The sequence below is a fragment of the Levilactobacillus cerevisiae genome, from assembly GCF_003946245.1.
Classification (GTDB): domain Bacteria; phylum Bacillota; class Bacilli; order Lactobacillales; family Lactobacillaceae; genus Levilactobacillus; species Levilactobacillus cerevisiae.
Map to the genome: position 1 here is coordinate 1 of NZ_RHNN01000026.1, position 18,769 is coordinate 18,769.

Genomic DNA, 18,769 nt, shown 5'->3' on the forward strand with positions numbered 1-18,769 from the left:
ATACCGGAATCATGCCGTTCAGAAGATTGCATAGCAATTTTAATTATTTGACTGTCTACTTGACAAGGAGCCCCGCCGATTAACATTGCAGTGACCGCTTTTGGTGTTTATCAGGTATTCATTCTGACGAGTGGGATGGGCTTAGGCAATACCTCTGCGGGGCAATACGTTTCTTGGATGGGAACAGCTACCATGATTACAGCAATTGTTTTCTCCTCCACAGCTGGACCTGTCTCTGACAAAATGAAGACTCGAAAATGGCCGGTAGCTTTCGCGGCTTTAATGATTTCGATTGGTACGATTCTACCGTTCATTGTCCGTCAACCATCAACGATGATTTGGTATGGGATTATCGCCGGAATTGGTTCAGGAATCTTCTTCTCAGTTGACCAAGCACTGAACTTGGAAGTTCTTCCTAGTGCTGAAAATGCCGCTAAGGACTTAGGAATCCTAAACTTTGCTAACACAGGTGCTCAAATCTTAGCGCCAGTACTGGGGGCAATCTTGTTCAGTATGGTGGGAGACCAGTATATGCCAATTCTACCGTACCTATCAGTGATTGCACTAGTTGGGGCAGCACTGGTTCTGTTGATTAAGGAGGACCGGAAAGCTTAGTCTGTGGAATTAAATGTTAGGCTGAGACATGTTGCATTGGGTAATCTTTTAGAACAGGTATGTGAAAATCTAAATTAATCCGAATACACAAATGGCGCCCGAGAATACCTCCCGAGCGCCATTTTAATATCCAAAATTAATTTGCTAATGAAACGACACTAGCGGACTGGAAGACTTCCTTGAAGTCGGGACCAACGGCGAACCAGTCGGTATGGCTTAAGAAGCCTTGGAGGGCTACCAGTAAGTCGGCAGGGGTCAGTGCTGTATCGGCCAGCAGCGTGCCGTCGAAGAGGGATTCCGCGTAGTATTCGCGGTTGCCAGTTTCTTCATTTTTGTCGTGCGTGCCCTTCCAGGCCTTGAGCGGCGTATCTTGGTCGATGGTGAGGACTTGGTTGTTTGCTAGGGTTAGTTTGATGGACATGAGGCACCTCGTAAATTAGATTTGATTGCTCCATTGTAACGTAGATTCGCGTTCGCGGGTAGCAAAAAACACAAGCAGCGCCGACCAACATTTTGTGGCGTTACTTGTGTTTCGTTGTGTCATGAGCCCGGTTGGTCAGACGTTTGACTCGCTGATCCGCTTTTCGCTGCTGCACGTTTAGCGCCAGTCGCTCATCCTCTTCATCCCAAAGCTCGTAACCATACATCGTGAACAGGATTCGCTCGCAAACGCAGACGGCCCGCTCGAACGTGTAGCAACTCGTATCGAAGATGAAATAAATTTCGCCCTGGTCGTGGGCGGTGTCCCAAAAACCGCGAATTTGGGAATCCATCCCGTGATTGCTGAGGTAATCCTGCAAGGCGTTCAGGTGTCCGGTCTGCAGGTTTTGAAAAGTTAGCTCACTATAATTCATGCTGGCGAGGACGCCCCATCGCTGCAAATAGGCGAGAACCGCGGCCATTGACTGGGGATGGGCTTTCGGGTCATTGTCAGTATCGTAGATCATGTGCTCAGCTCCTTTCTTATTGGTAAATGGCGTTCCGTGACGGTCATGGAACCGAATAGTCCAGGTGGAAAATTACCGTTTCAAAAAAATACACATGGCGTCATCAACTAGAGTCTAGCATGGTGGCGCCAGGACCGCGTATCCCTAGGATAATTCAAGGGTGTTTGGATAGCGATTGCGCGTAACCATTCTGATTACAACAGGTGAGCCGGTTTCAGTTGGGGAATGGTTAGTTTCCGTAGAAATTAATTTGTATTCTGAGTGGACCTCTCATAATTTTGAAAAAAGTTTTGGGGGATTGCCGGCGACGACTGGCCTTGGTGGGATTGGGAGGGGGGTATTTTTTATTTATTTTGTTATACGGAATATAATTATTTATATGGATTATTTTCAATAGCCTATTCCAATCTGCAGGTAGTTCTTGGTATACTGCTCGTGTACAACTAATCTATTTTCTAGGGGAGAAAATTATGCAATCACAATTAGCGAAATCATTGTACTTAGGGCTAGCGGCACTGAGTTTGGGTGCAGTCGCCGCAGTTACGACGACCGCCACGACGGCGGATGCGGCGTCTAAGGCCAAAATCGTCTCGAAGGCAGCTTTGGGTAAGGATAGCAAGAACGTCGAAGTTACAGGAACCAACGCTATTTACACCAAGCCAGGAACGGTTCGCGGGGCCAAATTAGTGGCAGCCAAGAAGACCGTGAAGAAGCTGGCGAGCTCAACTCATTCGAAGGATTATTTCCGCGCCTACTACACGGCGGTAACCAGCAAGGGGACGGTCTATTACAAGATTGTGTCCATGAACGGTAAATACCGCGGTTACATCTACGGCGGCAAAGTAAAGGGAACGATTGATGCCGGAATCAAAGAAGCGCAAACGACTAAGGAAGCCACCATGCCAACGCGGACGGCCGGGTTCCACATCAAGGACGTGAAGAAGAACTCGCTGTGGACCGCCCCACAACATACGACTTACAAGGCCCACAAGGTGAACATGTATGGCGCAACCAAGGACGACACGTTTACGGTCTCCAAGGCTGAAACCAAGACCAAGGAAGGCTCACTGTACTACTACGTGACCTCTGACAAGAATTCTGATGTTGCTGGATGGATCTTTGCGGGCGAAGGCTACAAGGATGCTTCTAGTACTGATTTTGGTGGCTTGAGTATCAACGAAGAGGAACCAGCGGCTACTGCTGATAACAGTGTTAAAATCGTGTACCGTGAAGCTGACAAACAAGTCGGAAATGCTACTTGGATTTCTATTGCTAAAGATATCAAGGCAGGCCAAGCTGTTGTTGCAACCCAGACTAATACAGCAAAAGCTTCATTGGTGACTTTCGCAACTAGCAAAGTTCCTAGTGGATATAAAGCTAAGGTAGATGGAACTGTTGCTGACGCGATTAAGGGTGCAACTTATGGTAATACTGTTTACGTTGATGTTGTTGCAGCGGCAACTTCCAAAGTTGAAATGAAAGTTGAAGACGTAGCGAATACTGTTGGGAGCTCAACTGTTGCTATTACTAATCCATTGCAGAATGGGAAGCTTACGTCGGCCGATCTTTCAATCAATCTTGATGCGACAAAGTTGGGACTTTTGGATGGTGACAAAGGTACTAAGTTTAGTGAGACTAATTTAACCAGCCTTGCGAGTGCTCTGGCAGTTGATAGTAGTAAAGGCATTCAAGGTTCAAAGACGTACAGAGATGCGACAGGCAAACAATATCACTACGTATTCAAGTTGAACTCAGTGCATTTTGCTTCAGATAACCGTAACAAAGTGTATGGAGACAATCTTGTAGCTAGTTATACAGCAACGTTAGCTGAAGGTGTAGGTAGTGTTACGAATACAGACACGAGCTGGTTTGCTTAGTTAAATTAAGTTTGAAGGGGAATCATGTAAGACCGATTCCCTTTTCTATTGTGTGAAGAGATGGAAGTGGACGGTGTGGCAATAAAAAAGGTATACTATAAGTCTCTTTGGTTTCTAGAAAGCATTAGCTATGGTAAGGTTGCGTTGAATTAACAACCTGGGCAATTAGGAAGAGGGAGTGTAAGTAGAATGATTGAAGAGTCCTTTTTTAAATCGAATAAGAGTGCAGCGGCATATCTCTATGGACATTTGAAAAATAAAACCCCTATCAAAATTCAAAAGGGACTGTACTTCTTATGGGCATTTTATGCTGGAACGTACGGCAACTTAGATTACAGCGCACCCTCAGAATTTCAATCAGAAAAGTACCCTCGTCAGCTTTTTGAACCTAATTTTGAGGCCTGGCGTTACGGTCCGGTCGACAATGAGATTTGGAAGCTAGATAAGAATGACGAGCTGAAAGACTATAGTGCAGCGGTCAACGGAAAAATCAATTCGGAAATTCAAAATGACGTTATGATGTTTTTGGACGATTTGATTAATCAGATTGATGATATTAATGATTTCGGATTAGTAGAACGTTCACATCAAGACCAGGCATGGAAGGATGCGTTCGCTCGAAGCAATGAGCATGATCACCAACCAATTGATGCCGCGGCCATCAAAGAAGACTATGTGGCCTATGTCAAGGAGTGAGCCTAGCTTTAAGGCCAGCATAACCGCTAGTTCAGCGAAACAGACTAAATTGGACGCTCCTAAAGTTAACCTCCGTGAAAATTCGAATGTTAAGATTAGACGGTATGCGTACGATGGAACTAGGCTGAATGCACATAATGTTGAAGCCGATGTCGTATTTCTTGACGACTCATTTAAGAGCGTTGATCTGCCTGATCATCATTATACGAATTATTTGAGCAATGAGCTGGGATTTGCAGGATCGTACGTGGATGTTGCAGTTCGGCAACTTCTTGCTGATACGAGTGTCATCAACAAGGAGTGCAAACCAATCTTTTATCGTGGGAAAAACAAACAACGTTTTCATGATGTCGTTTGTAGCTACATGCCTGAGGAGGCTTTTGAGAAATTTCAGGATGATTTTAGGGAGACTGATTTGCAGACCAAAGATGCTCAAATAGATAGTCGTGGCCTATTCAGGGTAATCGTTCTTTATTTGTTGGACGATAAAATGAATCCTAAATTATTAGTCGTTGAGCTTGATCCATATCATTTGATGTTTCCAGTTGGTGATGAGAGAGATTGGCAAAAACGATATGTTCAGTATTCAAGTAAGAGACTTGATACAGGGAATTCATTCCATGACGTATATGAATCATCTTTTTTGAAAATGGAAGTATGGCAGCATCAGGACTTTGAAACTTCTTTACAATGAATCGCAATCCTGAAAAAGCCCCTAACCACGAAGTCCACCGTGGCTAGGGGCTTTTCAGCCTGCACAACGACCTTTAAGTTACATTAAAAATGTCTAAATAAGCGTAATCTTGGCCAATTTTTGGTATACTGTAGGTCGTTCAATAAATAATTTATATTTCAGAGGAGAAAATACAATTATGCAATCAAGTTTAGCAAAATCGCTTTACATTGGTTTAGCTGCGTTGAGTTTTGGGGCCGTTGCAACGGTATCCACTACTGCTAACGCTGCTAGCAAGGCCAAGGTTACTTCAAGCTCAACTTTGAAGACTGCTGCTGACACCCGTAACGTTGCCGTTAACGGTTCCAACGCACTTTACTCAAAGCCAGGGACTGTTAAGGGTGCCAAGGTTGTTGCCTCTAAAGCTACGATGAAGACGTTGGCAAACTCCAAGAAGTCTGCTGACTACTTCCGTGCTTACTACCAAAAGGTTACCAACAAGGGCTCCGTTTACTACAAGATCGTTTCTATGAACGGTAAGTACCGTGGTTACATCTACGGCGGTAAGACTGCTGGCACCTTTGCCGGTGGGATTGCTTCTGCTAACACCACGACTAAGGCAACGATGCCATCTAACACGACCGTTTACTTTGCTAAGCCTGGGAAGGCAAACGTAACGTGGGATGCACCTCAATACACCCAATACAAGGCATCCAAGCAAATCAAGGACACGACGGCTTACGCTAGCGATCCTTTGACTGTCACCGACGCCGTTACTAAGACGCGTGAAGGTTCAACTTACTACTACGTTCAAGACGCTAAGAACCCAGCTATCAATGGTTGGATTTACGCTGGTGCCGTAACGTCATCTAAGACTGACACTGCTAAGGCTGAAAATGGGATTACCTTTAACTACATCAACAAAGCTACTGGTGCCAAGGTTTCCTCAGCTGTTTACGAATTCCCTGCAGGCAAGACGACCATCACTTCTGCGGAAGCTCAAAAAGCCGCTGCTATTGAAGGTTACTTACCAGCTGGCTACTCATTAGCTAGTGTTGGTGTTCTTGGCAGTAGCGATGCTACTTTTGCCAAGAACTCTTCAGTAACTGTTTACGTTGTTGCTAACGCAGCTGCAACTTTAACTGTTACGCCAACTGCCTACAACAATGATGTAGACTTTAACGGTACGATTGCATACCCTGCTGCTGTCCAAGCAAAGCTGTCTGCTGACACTTTCTTCAGTCAACCTAAGGGTTCTCTTGCTAGTGCTGCTGACATCAAAACTCACTTGATCGCTGCCGGTGCCGATCAATTTGTTATCGCTACTAGTACGGCCGACAATAGTGGTGCACAAACTGCTTACCAATTCACGCTGAAGAGCGTTGGAGATGGTATCTACGGTAGCCAAGTTAAGGCATACTACACGGTTGTTAAGGGTACTGCTACTAGTTCCACTGGTACTTTCACCCCAGCTAACTAATTACTAATTTCCAAACGAAAAAACATCGCCACCGCGGCGGTGTTTTTTTATACATAAAATTCAATAATTCCCCGGCACGCGCAACCGTTCCCCCGAGTACTTGCAAATATCCAGTTGACCACATAGCGTGCCAAACAAATCGTCAGCGTAAATGAACCGACTCAAGTCATCGACTTCCAGCCGGTAGCACAGCAGGCGTTCCACCTCATCCGTGATGGCTAATTGGGCGGCCTCCATTTGCCAGTAGGCCATGGGGGAGAGCTGGTAGTAGACGCTCGCCGCCATGACCGGTTCATGATCAATCTGTGTTCGCAGGCAGCGTAAAATGTCCGCGTAGCTATTCCTGGCCGCCGGGTCGGATAGGGGAATCCGCCCATTGTGGTTAGCAACCATGGCGCTATCTGGCCAGCGAAAGGCCTGTTGGCGCAAAAATGTGGCGGTTGCGGCTTCACGGGCGACCGCTAGTTCTCGTAATTTCTGATCCAAGTGGCGGGTGCGGCGGAGCTCGTCAACATCCACCGCGTCCAGTTCGTAAGCTTGATAAATCAACGTCAACAGATCATCGTTAGGTCGACCGATATGATCGCGCTCTAGCTCCGTCAGGTACCAAACCGGGATATCCGCGGTACGTAAGGCTTCCGCGGGCATCACGTCATTTGCCAATATTTTTCGTGCGTGGGTTAAGACAGTTCCCAAACTATGCCGTGTCGTTGTCATCAAACTCCTCCTCACTAATTATATCCGCATTATACCAACCTTTTCTGGCATCCTTGTGAAATTTCTATGAGAAAATCCGAATTAATGTGATATAAAAATATTTATAGTTCGTAAAAATGGCTAGCAATCATTTCTGCCAGACATGATTTAATGAGCGACCTAATGCGAATTCATTGACTTAAACACATTTTAAAAGCAAGCCGTCTTTCTTGCTATTATTCGTGTTTTGTGAGAATCTATAGCCGGGTAACGGAAGAGGCTGTCTCCCGCTAGCCCACATTGTACTAAGGGGGCTTAACATGATTGATGCTTGTTTATCGGGATTAGAAGCGAGCTATCGAGCCCAAGTCGATGAGAGCGGCGTGGTTGATTTTGACAGAATCCAGCCCGGCGATGTTAATCAAGAGTTAAGTGTAGGCATGAATCTTGATTGGTCGTCCGTGATTTTTATTAAGAATTTCAAACCGATACACCAGCAAGGCAAGACCATTATTTGGAGCACAACGGCTGGGTTCTGCCTCACGAAGACGGCGCCCGGCGTGTTGTTGCGGCAATTGGCGGCAACCAAAGTGGTGGGGTGGTTCGACATGAAGGTGATGGTCAAATTTCTGGAAGTCAGTGGACCTGTACCCTTTGTTCTGGGGCCGATGATGTTGATCTCCACGGAACGTTCGGCCAGAGCCGGCCATACCAGTTGGATTGGCGGCCGATTCATTCACCACATTGTGGCGGCACAAAAGGAACACGTCCGCATCATGCTGAACAATGGCCTGTCGCTAGTCATTAAGGATACGGTTTCCCGGCTCAGTAAGAAAATTACCGAGGCCAACCAAATTTTCGACTTGGAACAACGAATCCAGCGACTCGTTGCTCAGCAAAATGGGCCCGATTCACCAACGGTAGGCGTCTCGCCACATGCCGACGCCTACGTCTTACGGTATTTCGACTTTCACGATCTGTATTTCACAGAGTTGGTCCAGTTGAAATCGGGATTTCAAACGTCGGACAGAGATCGGCAAGTCTTTTTGCAAGAAATGCTCGGGGGAGACAGGCGTTCATGGCATTTTGATGATGAACGAGGTGAAAGCCCGATATGACGGGAAGTGAGCAAGGGTTCAGGGGAGCTAATATAAGCGGATTTATAAGAAGTTTTGCCGAAGATGTGATTTGTTTATAATATAGTCGGTCATTTATGCTAGTATATTAAGAGAGATGCGTTAGGGGTCAACCTTTTTGCCCACTAACGAATAATTTCGAGCGAGGACTATGTTAAAGACGTCCCGATGGAGCATAAGCTGTCGGGGGTCACGAGGAGGAAGAGAGTCATGATTGAAGCGCACAAATTAGCCGTGGATGTCCAGCGAATCCACCAATTGAATTCACTCTTACGGCCATTCATTAAACGGCCAAGCAGTGGAGATGCCCTAACGTTTGAGCAATACCGAATTCTTCATGAACTGGTGATGGAAAAGATCAGCACTAGCGAGTTGTCCCGACGCCTGAACGTGGGTCAGTCCATGGTATCCATTCAGATTAGCCGCCTGCTTAACGGGGGCTACATCCAGGATGAAACGCTGCCGACGGACCGGAGATATCATGTTTTCCAGGTTACGGCAAGGGGCCGCAAGATTGAAGAACATGTCAACGAAACGTTGTCAGCCGAATTGCCGGTATTGATCAAACAGCTGGCAGATATTATGAAATGAGCTTAGATGAGGTGTGGTCCCGTTCTGGGAATCGCGCCTTTTTTGTGGTTGAGAGCATGGTGATTAAAATGACCACGCTATGAGACATCTGAGTGGGTGAAACGATTGTTCTTAGCAACGGGCCACGGGATGTGCTATGCTGGGACAATCCTGATGACTCAGCCTGATTTGTTGCAAACAAAAGAGCCTCAGGCAAAATGCCTCAGGCTCAACGTGATTATTATTCAGCAGCTTCTAATTCTTCATCTGGTTCCTTGAGCGCGTTGCCAGCTTCGTCCACCAGTTGTAGCTCAGTTTGGCGGATAACCACTAAGTCGCCGAAGGAATCAATCTTGTCAGTTTCCTTCTTGGAGAGCTGGTCGGGTTCAACCTTGACCAGTGCAGAGTGCTCGTAGATCTTCGTGATGGTTCCGTAAAAAGCGTCAGAGAAAAGTTCAGTCTTTTCACAAAATACCCGGTTATTTTCGTGTAGTGTCATTGGCGTTCGTCCCCCATAAAAGTAATTTATAACAGAGTAATGGTTGAATGACTAAAAGTCAAGAACTTTCCGACAAAATGACCGAAAACTGTTAAAATATTGGCAAAAAAGGAAAATTAATGGGTAAGTGACTATCCTAACAGCAAAAACGCAAAAATCGGAGCTTGTGAAATTGTGCTGAGAATGAATCATTTTCTCCTGCTAACTACGAGATTAGCCGCGCCGTAATTGGTCGATTTTAGACTGTGTCGCAAAGTTTTGGAGTAACTCGCCCTGCTTAGCAACTTGCCCAGCAAAGTCCGTCAGAAAGCTTAATTCGAGGTCTGACAGTGGTCGCTGGTTCTGAGCTGCCGTCAAGAGGTCGTTGATGGCCTGGCTGAGTTGTTGGTTGGTATTCATGACACCAGCAAATGCAGGGGTCCCAGCTAAGCCTTTAACGGGTTGGCTAGATAGAATGCCAGCGGGAACGTTAGTGGTCACAGCTACGGGAGCCGCTGAAACGGCAGGCGTAGTGGCTGCGCTAGCTTGGACCGTTGGGGTCTTTGCTGGTACTGGCGTTGAGTCGTCGAAATAGTAGTAGACTTCGCGTGGCTTAACCGCAGCCTTCTTGATCCGGGAATCCGTTGCGGGTGCGGCAGAGACGGCGCCCATAACGACGGAAGACTTGAAGCCTAAGTCGCCGAGTTGTTTACGGAGCGTCACTGCCCGAATGCCACGGATGCCGGGGAACTTGGCTGAAGACACAACTTCTGTCCGCGTATCATCCTGTAACCACGTAATAATTTGTTGTCAAATCTTTGCTGCTTTACTATTCTTGGTATTTGCCATATGAATAAAACCTCCAAAGTTATATTAAGCCGGGAACTTACCTTGCCTGTTATTAATAATTGAACCATTTTTGGCCCCCGGTTGGCAAGGAATTAGGTCAAATTAATGCAATTCTTTTGATTATTAACGAGTTAAGCGCATACATTCTCGTGCCTGGCGATTTGCGCGGTGAACTGACGAACAAAATGACGACCATCAGGTAACAACCTAGCACGAGACAATTTCTGCCTGAGCTAATCTTTTTCAGGCAAGTATGGTACAATCAAGGTACATAGAGGAATTTATCTGGTGATACCAAACTGCACGTGGTTTGGCCAGGCTAACATCACTGTGCGCATGGCGGTTAATCATTGGTTTTGTACCCGTGATTGTCGAAATAGTCGCGGCGGGTCTACTAAATCTTTGATTGAGCGAATGACGATATCGAAGAGGGGCCGTGGTGGCGGCGCTTCTTTTTTCTTTTTTTTCATCGTGCGGTATCTAATCAATATAGGAGTGAACAAATTTTGCATATCTTTAGAGATGAAAACGGAATCCGGTTGGTTGTTTCTCACCAGCTTGGCGTGTACGCCGTCCGTTTCGCTGACTACGCCCCTGAACAAGAATTCGTGAACTATGAATTAAAGCGTGATCGGCATGGCCGTTATCATCTGACCATTCAAAAAACGAACTTAACTGAACTCAGTCAACCCGTCTTCCAGAAGGAATTAGTCTTCGGCGATCTCGGTGACAGCTTAACGCCAGTCGCTGGTGTGACGTTGATGTTGATCTAGTTGCGGTAGCCCTGTAGCCACGTTGGTTACGGGGCTTTTTTAATTTCCCGAAGGTTCTGGCTTGCTAAATGTAACTGCGAGTATTACAGTATAACCGTAGACAAAAACGAAAAGGGGTTCTTCATATGACGAACGTATTAGTTTTAGGTGCTAACGGTAAGATTGCGAAATTAGCCACGATCCAATTACTGGCCGACCAAAACAACCACTTAACCTTATTCTTGCGTAACAGCCAACGGTTGGCTGACCAAGCCAGCGACCGGGTCAAAGTTGTTGAGGGCGATGCCGCCAAGGAGGCCGATCTCCAGGCTGCCATGACCGGCGTCGACGTCGTGTACGCCAACTTAGCCGGTGGTAACATTGAAGCCGAGGCCAAGGCCGTAGTTGCCGCCATGGATGCCAGTGGCCTCAAGCGCTTAATTTGGATTTCCACGCTGGGCATTTACGACGAAGTGCCCGGTAACTTTGGTAAATGGAATCACCAAATGCTGGATGGCGGTTACCTGGAAACCTATGGGGCAGCGGCTAAGGTCATTGAGGGCTCCGACTTGGATTACACGGTGATTCGGCCAGCCTGGCTCTCCAACCAGAACGAAGTGGCTTACGAGACCACGCAAAAGGGCGAACCTTTCAAGGGCACCGAGGTCTCACGGAAGAGCATTGCGGCGCTGGTGGCCAAGTTAGCTGCTGCACCGAACCAAGCCATTCGCGAATCCTTGGGTGTCAACAAGCCCAACACCGATGGCGACAAACCAGCCTGGTATTAAAACATTTTTCTACCTATAAAAGCCTATACGTGGGTGTTTCGCCGAGTCTTGGCTGATTTTCTGATTCAAAAAGAGTGCAATGCTCACCGTTTCGCGGTATAACTATGGTGTGCGTTGAGATTGTCTCCGCATGACTTGGGTGTCATTTTATTACATTAGGAATCAATTTACTAAGCTCATTCTGTGAAACTTTTCCTCCAAACAAGAACCCATGGATTTTGCCGGGAATTGATTCATACGTTGCGGAAATGCCGTTGGTTAATGCCAACGGTATTTTTTTATAATCTTTTTCGAGAAAGTAAAGTGGTCGGAAGAGAAGTCGCCAAAGGCTGGTCTAACAATGTTTGCCAGTCGGATACAAGCAGAACCAAGCCAGATTGTGCAAAAATAAACAAGAAGTTCGGGTGTTTCTGTTGCAAACGCTTACAGCATATGATACTATAACAGTGCGGAAAGGATTTAAGAGTTGTGATGTTCCAGATGATCCAGTTGACACATGTTTCAAGAAACCAATTTCCGCTTCGACGTAAGTTCGGTTTCAAGTTAGCTCCGAGATACTGAAAGATAGCATCAACTCCGATAAACCTTCTAACGAACTCTAGCAGATCCAGGTTATGGATTCACAGAATTTGCTTTCCAGATTCACGTTCCATTTAAAACTGAATAGTGTTTAGACTTAGTGCTTGTAAGTAAGCGTCAGATGTTTGAAGACTTGTAAACAGTTCCAGGTAGTAGCTAGAGCTCGGATGTTGCAGTTGCAAGGGTCATGCGAAGGATTTCAAGTAGAATCATTATGAGCGTGTCTTGTGTCGGTAATGAAGGAATTAAGTTCCAGTGGTAACAAGCTGAAACGGCAGCCAGAAATTAATCGAAAAATGATCTGATTGGCTGCGGCCGCTCGGCGGAACATTCTAGTTATGAGGCGATTAAGAATTACAATGATTACGAAACGGGAATTATGTAGTAATCACAACCTCCTTTCCGAGAGTTAGCGGACTTCAAGTGATTTTTTACACCAAACTTGAAGCCCGTTTTTTATGTTCTCGGGACTGGTTCGTTCGGGTACCTCAGGCTTTACAGTTTTAGTTATGACGGTATTAATTCAACGTCACGTTCGTTCCTGACCTTGTCGGTGGGCGGACGGACTTCCTTTTGTCCTTTGAAAACTAGGGAAAATGTTGAAGGTAAATCCTTTTAGCAAAAAATACCAGTCGTTCGGTTAGCCACCGAACGGATGGGTTCCCGCAACTGATTCAGGGTGGTAATGTTCGGAATTTGATAATTTGCGTTTTTCTTAAATCGACCATTTACAGGGCGCTTCGGAAAAGGTATATTATTACTAGACCGAAAAAAGCTTGGGTGGTTCCGCCACCGAAGCTTGACCTAAGGAGTGAGAAATGGTGGCCTTTCATCGCATTTTTGTGATTGATTTTGCTGGATTAGGTTTGGGGGAAGCCCCAGACGCAAACCGCTTTCAATCGGTAGGCGCCGACACGTTGGGTCATGTGGCGGTTAGTTGTACGAATAAACTAAATCTTCCAACATTACAGCGGTTAGGGCTCGGTAATATTCGGGTTGACCATCCGCTGCCCGGTGTTGAGCCAATTGCTCAGCCGGCTGGTTTCTTTGGTCGCTTGCACGTGCAAGCCCAAGGCAACCGGCGCGCAACGGGTTTGCGGGAGATGTGGGATTATCCAGGCGCTAATCACACCGAGACCGTGTTCGCCACGCTGCCCGCTGCTGGGTACGCCGTGACCTTGGCGGGACCATTTCTGAGTTACCTGCAGACGCAGAGCACCGCGCAACGCTATCAACTTGGCAGCAACCAAGATGCGTTTCGGATTCTCTACGATCAATTGAATCAGAATGCTTCGGGCTTGACCTACGTCATGTTGCCGGACTTCCGGTTTGCAGGCGAGCAACGGGACGCTGAGGCATTTGCCGCGGCGTTAACCACCGCTGACAATTACTTGGCCCAGGTGGAACACGACCTGACAGCCAACGACTTGTTACTGATTACCGCGACCCACGCAGATGATCCGGCCAGTGAGACCACGCCCACCCGGGAGTATTTACCCCTCTTGGCGTACTCACCATCACGGCCCAGCGTTCACGCGCTAGGGATCCGCCGGACACTCGCTGACGTGGGTGCCACCGTCTTAGAGAATTTTGGCCTGGCTGGTCATGCAGCCGGACATAGCTTTTTAAATGAAATAACGCAATAAAAAAATCGTTGAACGAACCTTGAAGGGAGGTGAGAGAGCACCAAGGCTAGTACGCAACGGTTTGGGTTGCAAAGGTCAGTCAATCATCAGCTTAGTATCAGATATTATTCACCGTTTTATTTCACCATTGTAATTGGTGATTGACTGAAATCCACCGTTACGGACTGACCATCGTTCGTTCGTAACAGAAGTTATGCTGTACATAATTTCTGCAGCAACACATCGCGTCAACTTTTGTATGGCAAACGTCCACACATCAAAGAATAATATCGGAAAGAGGTATTTTGACCAATGCTAGTCGCAGTCAATATTTTAGGGGTAATTGTTTACCTCGCAATCGCATTTGCGTTTTCCAAGAACAAGAAGAAAATTAACTGGAAGTCGACCGCCGTTGTTTTAGTTCTTAACTTGGTTTTGGCCTGGTTCTTCACGAGTTTCTCAATCGGGCAAGACATTGTTAAGGGCGCAGCCGATGGTTTCAACTGGTTGGTTCAAGTTGCTTACCAAGGGATTGTCTTTGCCTTACCTAACTGGGTTACCCCAGAATTCGGTGGGACTGCCAAGTCAATGAACTTCGTTACCAGTTCACTGCTGCCAATCTTATTAGTTGTTCCAATGTTTGATATCTTGACTTACATCGGGGTATTACCTTGGATCATCAAGTGGGTTGGTCGTGGCCTTTCCTTCATTACTGGTCAACCTAAGTTCGAATCATTCTTCTCCGTTGAAATGATGTTCTTAGGGAACACTGAAGCCTTAGCCGTTTCACAATTACAATTAAAGAGCATGCGTAAGGAACGTAACTTGACCCTTGCCATGATGTCCATGTCATGTATCACTGCCTCCATTCTGGGTGCATATACCCAAATGGTTCCTGGTCAATTTGTTTTGACGGCCGTTCCAATTAACATCTTGAACGCCATCATCGTTACGAACATGTTGAACCCAGTTGAAGTTACACCTGAAGAAGACACCATTGCTAAAATTGGTGGTTCAAGTGCAGCAGCTGCTGAAGAAGGCGCCGTTGAAGAAGATGGCAAGAAAGAACCATTCTTCTCCTTCTTGGGTGACTCTATCTTGGGTGCCGGTCGTCTGATCTTAATCATCGCCGCTAACGTTATCGCTTTCGTTGCCTTAGCTGCCTTGATCGACCGTATCTTGGAAATCTTCAACCCATGGTTATCTCTGGAACACATTTTAGGGATCATCATGTTCCCATTTGCTTGGTTAATGGGTCTGAACGTTTCCGACGCATTCCAATTCGCACAATACATGGGTACTAAGTTAGTTACGAACGAATTCGTTGTCATGGGTAAGATTTCTTCAACCATCAACACGAATGCTTTCTCACCTCACTACCGGGCCATCTTAACTGTCTTCCTGACTTCATTCGCTAACTTCTCAACTACTGGGATGATTATCGGTTGTTTCAAGGGGATCGTTGACCGTGAAAACAACGAACTTATTTCTAAGAACGTTGGTTACATGTTACTTTCCGGGATCCTGGTTTCCTTGCTATCAGCCGGAATTGTCGGTCTATTCGTTTGGTAAAAAAATAAAGCCACATTTTTAATGGGGCTGTTGTGGATAGCCCAGGGGCCTCTAGTTCCTGGGCTATCTGTGTCACTAGGGCTGATTTAAAACCATTGCGGCTGACGCTAGACAGTCAGTCCGTACCGGGTGCCGACCTCCTTAAATGGGAGTGAAACCCAGCCGAATGGGTGAAAGCATTCGGTTGCAAAGCCCGTGAAGTCTGTACGCTGCGTTGTGGCGTACCGAAAGATAGGGATTTTTATGGATAAGCAACAATCGCAGGTGGACCTGGCCAATCAGATGACGCTAAGGGAAGCCCTGCGGCATAAGGATGTCGTCCGCAACGAACTGATTGCCGGTGTGACTGGCTTCTTTGCCATCTCGTACATCATCATCGTCAACCCGCTGATTTTAAAGGACGCGGGGATTCCCACTGATTTGAGTGTCTTCGCGACCATCTTCTCCTCCGTCATTGGCTGTCTGATTATGGCCTTCTGGTCAAACGCACCAGTCATCCTGACGCCGGGGATGGGGGTCAACGCCTTCTTCACGTACACCATTGTGGTGAACATGGGGCTGACCTGGCGTGAAGCACTGGGAATCGCGGCAATTGCCAGTTTCATTTATATGTTAATTGCCTTCACCAAGGTGTCCACGATTCTATCGGAAGCGATTCCGGAGTCCTTGAAGAGTGGAATTACCGCGGGGATTGGGCTCTTCCTGGTCGAAATCGGCCTGGAAAAAGCGGGCCTGATTGTCGCCGGTAAGTCATCCTTAATCGTGTTGGGCGACTTGACCCAACCAACGCCACTGCTAGCCCTCTTTGGACTGGTGCTCAGCTTGATCCTGTACATTCGCAAGATCAAGGGGAACTTCTTCATCGCCATCATCGCCACGAGTCTGTTGGCGTTCTTCCTGGGCGTGAAGGACAGTGACACACCCACCGTTGATTTAGCGCGGTTGGGCCAGTACCACAAGATTGTCTTCCAAAATGACTTCTCGCACATCTTCAGCACGCCCTTCATTCTGGCAGCCTTCTCGATGACCATGATCTTGGTCTTTGAATCGATGGGCCTGCTGCAAGGGTTGTTGCCGAACCAGAAGAAGTTTAAGAAGACCTTCGAAGGTAGCTCCGTGACGACGTTCATTTCCAGTTTCTTGGGAACGAGCCCGACCGTTGCCGCTGCCGAAAGTGCTTCGGGGATTGAAAGTGGGGGCCGGACCGGGATCATGGCGTTGACCGCCGCGGTACTCTTCGCACTCTCACTCATCTTCGTGCCACTGTTGGCCTATGTGCCGTCCGCAGCCATCGCACCCGTGATCATTATCACCGGGGCGCTCATGATGGCCGCTATCGGTAACATCAAGATGGCCGACTTCTCCGAATGGTTCCCAGCATTCTTGATTATCGTGCTGATTCCATTTACCAATAGTATCTCCACCGGGCTGGCATTCGGTTTCGTTTGCTATCCCGTTATGAAAGTGGCTTTAGGGAAGGCCAAAGACCTCTCCTGGCCGGTTTACTTGTTAGGCGTTCTGTTCCTGCTCGACCTGGTCTTCAGTGCCATGCTGTAGCGCGAACTTTTCGCTGGCTTCAAACGTAAGCGTTTCCGTTTTACGAAACACCAAACTTTTCATTGGGAGGAAATTTTATTATGACAATTAAAGTTCTTATGGATACAGACCCAGGTATTGACGATGCAGCTGCTTTGACCATGGCCATCAACGACCCCAAGATTGACTTGAAGTTAATCACGACGGTTGCTGGTAACGTGACGGTCGACAAGACCACCATCAACGCGCTGAAGATCGTTCGGTTCTTCAACCAAAACATCCCAGTCGCAGCCGGTGCTGAACAACCACTCTTCAAAGACTTTGAAGACGCTGCTCGGATTCACGGTGCTTCAGGGATGCCTGGCTACGAATTCCCAACTGACTTACCTAAGCCCATTAACAAGACGGCCGTAGAAGCTTTGCATGACGAAATCATGGCTAGTGCTGACCCAATCACTTTGGTACCAACGGGTTCATACACCAACATTGCCTTGCTCTTCTCCGAATATCCAGAAGTTAAGAGCCACATCGACCGGATCGTTGCCATGGGTGGTGCCCTGGGCAAAGGGAACATGACCAGTGCTGCTGAATTTAACGTCTTCACCGACCCAGACGCTGCTGCTATCGTCTACAAGTCCGGTGTGCCAATCGTGATGGTTGGTTTGGACATTACCATGAAAGCTTTGCTGACCCACGAGAGCATCGAAGAACTCGCTACGATCAGTGAAACTGGTAAGATGTTACACGACATCATCATCAACGACGGCGATAACAGTGACAAAGGGATTGCCATGCATGATGTGAACACCATCTTCTACCTGCTTCACCCAGAAGCTATTCACACGGAAGACATGTGGATCGACGTTGTCACTGATGGCCCAGCCATTGGTGAAACGGTCGGCGATATCCGTGGGGCATACCACGATGGCAAGACGAACGCTAAGGTGTCAACTGACATCGACGCTGAAGCTTTCAACAAGTGGTTCCTCGAAGAAGTTCGCGCTATTAAGAACTAGTCGCCGAACGCAACAAAGATACAGCACACGGAAGGGCCTGAGAGCGATCTCGGGTCCTTTTTGTATTGCCTAAGGATTGAAAGTTCCCAACGACCTAAAACCGCCCAGCTAACAAGGACTTTGATCCAGAAAGTTGGCTAAAAATTGCCACCTGCGGCTGCCAGAGATTCCGTCGTCTATGGGGAGCGCCTGCGGCCTGAGAAGCGGTCCTCCGGCTCGGCTTGAAGCCTGACAAGAACCGTCAGTCTCCAAACACGTCCCACGCTGTAAACTGAGAAAAATCACTCAGTTAACAGCGTTGTCACAGCTGCCTCCATCTCTGGCCTCCTCCGGCTATGGTTGTTTTTTCATGACATTGCGGTATTCATCGCTGGATTGACAACGTTTGTCCACGATAATTGGTCACAATCTATGTAGGCGTGAGTGAGCCAAATTTAGGCTCAGCCGCGGGATTTTCCACGTGGTCTTCTTGGAAAATGGCGACTTTGAAACGCGGGTTGGGCGGTTCAAAGCGAGCAGGTAGACCGCTTCTCAGGCTACCCGCGTCCTACCCGCAGCGTTCCGGCCTAAATTTGGCGAACGGTAAGCCGGCAGGTTTAGACATGTTGCTACTTAGAAGGGTGTACCTGAATTTCAGGTTTCACCTTCGTAGCTACTTGAAAAATTTTACACAAACAGGTAGGCATTCTATACGGAATCGTTACATTGGCCTGATATGCTTGAGACAAAATCAGGGGAAGAGGTTGATCACATGTCTACAATGAGTTTGGAAACGCTAATCTTGTTGATTGTCACTTGGTTGCCGATGCTACTGTTCGTGCGGAAGCCGAAACGGCCGTGAAGAGGCGTGTGATTGGCACGTGCTTCAGCAAAATAGATTTAGA

18 protein-coding genes are annotated in these 18,769 nt (G+C 47.2%); 13 read left to right on the forward strand and 5 right to left on the reverse strand.

The genetic code is table 11. From position 1 onward, the window contains the following. The first annotated feature begins 90 nt into the window (after positions 1-90). Positions 91-615, forward strand: coding sequence for an MFS transporter (locus tag EKM99_RS11785; protein ID WP_225419854.1), 525 nt, complete (start codon positions 91-93; stop codon positions 613-615). A 136-nt stretch (positions 616-751) separates the two neighbouring features. Here EKM99_RS11785 and EKM99_RS11790 read toward each other — a convergent pair whose 3' ends face one another. Together EKM99_RS11790 and EKM99_RS11795 are read right to left on the reverse strand one after the other, a co-directional pair. Beyond that, positions 752-1,036: a hypothetical protein gene (locus tag EKM99_RS11790; RefSeq protein WP_125583624.1), complete on the reverse strand. Its 285-nt coding sequence runs from the start codon at positions 1,034-1,036 to the stop codon at positions 752-754. 100 nt (positions 1,037-1,136) lie between these two features. Then, positions 1,137-1,562: a hypothetical protein gene (locus EKM99_RS11795; protein WP_125583625.1), complete on the reverse strand. Its 426-nt coding sequence runs from the start codon at positions 1,560-1,562 to the stop codon at positions 1,137-1,139. 470 nt (positions 1,563-2,032) lie between these two features. Here EKM99_RS11795 and EKM99_RS11800 point away from each other — a divergent pair, with 470 nt between their 5' ends. The 4 genes from EKM99_RS11800 to EKM99_RS11815 all read left to right on the forward strand — a co-directional run bounded on the left by EKM99_RS11800 (position 2,033) and on the right by EKM99_RS11815 (position 6,288). Continuing rightward, a complete protein-coding gene (locus EKM99_RS11800) occupies positions 2,033-3,439 on the forward strand; it encodes an S-layer protein (protein ID WP_125583626.1) in 1,407 nt (468 codons plus the stop codon). Positions 3,440-3,628: 189 nt separating this feature from the next. Then, positions 3,629-4,135 carry a type II toxin-antitoxin system antitoxin SocA domain-containing protein gene (locus EKM99_RS11805; RefSeq protein ID WP_125583627.1) on the forward strand — a complete coding sequence of 169 codons (507 nt, stop codon included), beginning with the start codon at positions 3,629-3,631 and terminating at the stop codon, positions 4,133-4,135. 247 nt (positions 4,136-4,382) lie between these two features. Next, a complete protein-coding gene (locus EKM99_RS11810; protein WP_125583628.1) occupies positions 4,383-4,829 on the forward strand; it encodes a hypothetical protein in 447 nt (148 codons plus the stop codon). A 178-nt stretch (positions 4,830-5,007) separates the two neighbouring features. Next, the gene (locus tag EKM99_RS11815) at positions 5,008-6,288 is read left to right on the forward strand and encodes a hypothetical protein (protein ID WP_125583629.1); all 1,281 of its coding nucleotides are present in this window, start codon (positions 5,008-5,010) and stop codon (positions 6,286-6,288) included. A 60-nt stretch (positions 6,289-6,348) separates the two neighbouring features. On the opposite strand, the gene EKM99_RS11820 is transcribed toward EKM99_RS11815, so the two are convergent. Further along, on the reverse strand, positions 6,349-7,005 hold the full coding sequence (locus tag EKM99_RS11820; RefSeq protein ID WP_125583630.1) for a hypothetical protein: 657 nt from the start codon (positions 7,003-7,005) through the stop codon (positions 6,349-6,351). A gap of 299 nt (positions 7,006-7,304) precedes the next feature. Between EKM99_RS11820 and EKM99_RS11825 the strand changes: the two genes are divergently transcribed. Further along, entirely contained in the window at positions 7,305-8,102 is a 798-nt protein-coding gene (locus tag EKM99_RS11825) for a hypothetical protein (RefSeq protein ID WP_125583631.1), read from the forward strand. A 228-nt stretch (positions 8,103-8,330) separates the two neighbouring features. Further along, on the forward strand, positions 8,331-8,711 hold the full coding sequence (locus EKM99_RS11830) for a MarR family winged helix-turn-helix transcriptional regulator (protein WP_125583632.1): 381 nt from the start codon (positions 8,331-8,333) through the stop codon (positions 8,709-8,711). A gap of 220 nt (positions 8,712-8,931) precedes the next feature. Here the strand turns inward: EKM99_RS11830 and EKM99_RS11835 are convergent, their stop codons facing one another. Beyond that, a complete protein-coding gene (locus EKM99_RS11835) occupies positions 8,932-9,189 on the reverse strand; it encodes a hypothetical protein (RefSeq protein ID WP_125583633.1) in 258 nt (85 codons plus the stop codon). A 213-nt stretch (positions 9,190-9,402) separates the two neighbouring features. After that, on the reverse strand, positions 9,403-9,933 hold the full coding sequence (locus EKM99_RS11840) for a hypothetical protein (protein ID WP_225419855.1): 531 nt from the start codon (positions 9,931-9,933) through the stop codon (positions 9,403-9,405). Between the two features lie 590 nt (positions 9,934-10,523). Here EKM99_RS11840 and EKM99_RS11845 point away from each other — a divergent pair. The 6 genes from EKM99_RS11845 to rihC all read left to right on the forward strand — a co-directional run bounded on the left by EKM99_RS11845 (position 10,524) and on the right by rihC (position 17,885). Beyond that, complete coding sequence (locus tag EKM99_RS11845) at positions 10,524-10,790, forward strand: hypothetical protein (RefSeq protein ID WP_125583634.1); 267 nt, start codon at positions 10,524-10,526, stop codon at positions 10,788-10,790. A gap of 125 nt (positions 10,791-10,915) precedes the next feature. Beyond that, entirely contained in the window at positions 10,916-11,557 is a 642-nt protein-coding gene (locus EKM99_RS11850; RefSeq protein WP_125583635.1) for an NAD(P)H-binding protein, read from the forward strand. 1,421 nt (positions 11,558-12,978) lie between these two features. Beyond that, complete coding sequence (locus tag EKM99_RS11855) at positions 12,979-13,782, forward strand: alkaline phosphatase family protein (RefSeq protein WP_225419856.1); 804 nt, start codon at positions 12,979-12,981, stop codon at positions 13,780-13,782. Positions 13,783-14,073: 291 nt separating this feature from the next. Then, on the forward strand, positions 14,074-15,333 hold the full coding sequence (locus EKM99_RS11860) for a NupC/NupG family nucleoside CNT transporter (protein WP_125583637.1): 1,260 nt from the start codon (positions 14,074-14,076) through the stop codon (positions 15,331-15,333). Positions 15,334-15,576: 243 nt separating this feature from the next. Continuing rightward, positions 15,577-16,890, forward strand: coding sequence for an NCS2 family permease (locus EKM99_RS11865; RefSeq protein WP_125583638.1), 1,314 nt, complete (start codon positions 15,577-15,579; stop codon positions 16,888-16,890). Positions 16,891-16,970: 80 nt separating this feature from the next. Next, positions 16,971-17,885, forward strand: coding sequence for a ribonucleoside hydrolase RihC (gene rihC / locus EKM99_RS11870; RefSeq protein WP_125583639.1), 915 nt, complete (start codon positions 16,971-16,973; stop codon positions 17,883-17,885). The last annotated feature ends 884 nt before the right edge of the window (positions 17,886-18,769 follow it).

Bases quoted from the DNA above. Each gene is read 5' to 3' on its own strand.
- EKM99_RS11790 (WP_125583624.1), bottom strand. From the start codon at position 1,036: ATGTCCATCAAACTAACCCTAGCAAACAACCAAGTCCTCACCATCGAC.
- EKM99_RS11795 (WP_125583625.1), bottom strand. From the start codon at position 1,562: ATGATCTACGATACTGACAATGACCCGAAAGCCCATCCCCAGTCAATG.
- EKM99_RS11800 (WP_125583626.1), top strand. From the start codon at position 2,033: ATGCAATCACAATTAGCGAAATCATTGTACTTAGGGCTAGCGGCACTG.
- EKM99_RS11805 (WP_125583627.1), top strand. From the start codon at position 3,629: ATGATTGAAGAGTCCTTTTTTAAATCGAATAAGAGTGCAGCGGCATAT.
- EKM99_RS11815 (WP_125583629.1), top strand. From the start codon at position 5,008: ATGCAATCAAGTTTAGCAAAATCGCTTTACATTGGTTTAGCTGCGTTG.
- EKM99_RS11820 (WP_125583630.1), bottom strand. From the start codon at position 7,005: ATGACAACGACACGGCATAGTTTGGGAACTGTCTTAACCCACGCACGA.
- EKM99_RS11825 (WP_125583631.1), top strand. From the start codon at position 7,305: ATGATTGATGCTTGTTTATCGGGATTAGAAGCGAGCTATCGAGCCCAA.
- EKM99_RS11830 (WP_125583632.1), top strand. From the start codon at position 8,331: ATGATTGAAGCGCACAAATTAGCCGTGGATGTCCAGCGAATCCACCAA.
- EKM99_RS11835 (WP_125583633.1), bottom strand. From the start codon at position 9,189: ATGACACTACACGAAAATAACCGGGTATTTTGTGAAAAGACTGAACTT.
- EKM99_RS11850 (WP_125583635.1), top strand. From the start codon at position 10,916: ATGACGAACGTATTAGTTTTAGGTGCTAACGGTAAGATTGCGAAATTA.
- EKM99_RS11860 (WP_125583637.1), top strand. From the start codon at position 14,074: ATGCTAGTCGCAGTCAATATTTTAGGGGTAATTGTTTACCTCGCAATC.
- EKM99_RS11865 (WP_125583638.1), top strand. From the start codon at position 15,577: ATGGATAAGCAACAATCGCAGGTGGACCTGGCCAATCAGATGACGCTA.
- rihC (WP_125583639.1), top strand. From the start codon at position 16,971: ATGACAATTAAAGTTCTTATGGATACAGACCCAGGTATTGACGATGCA.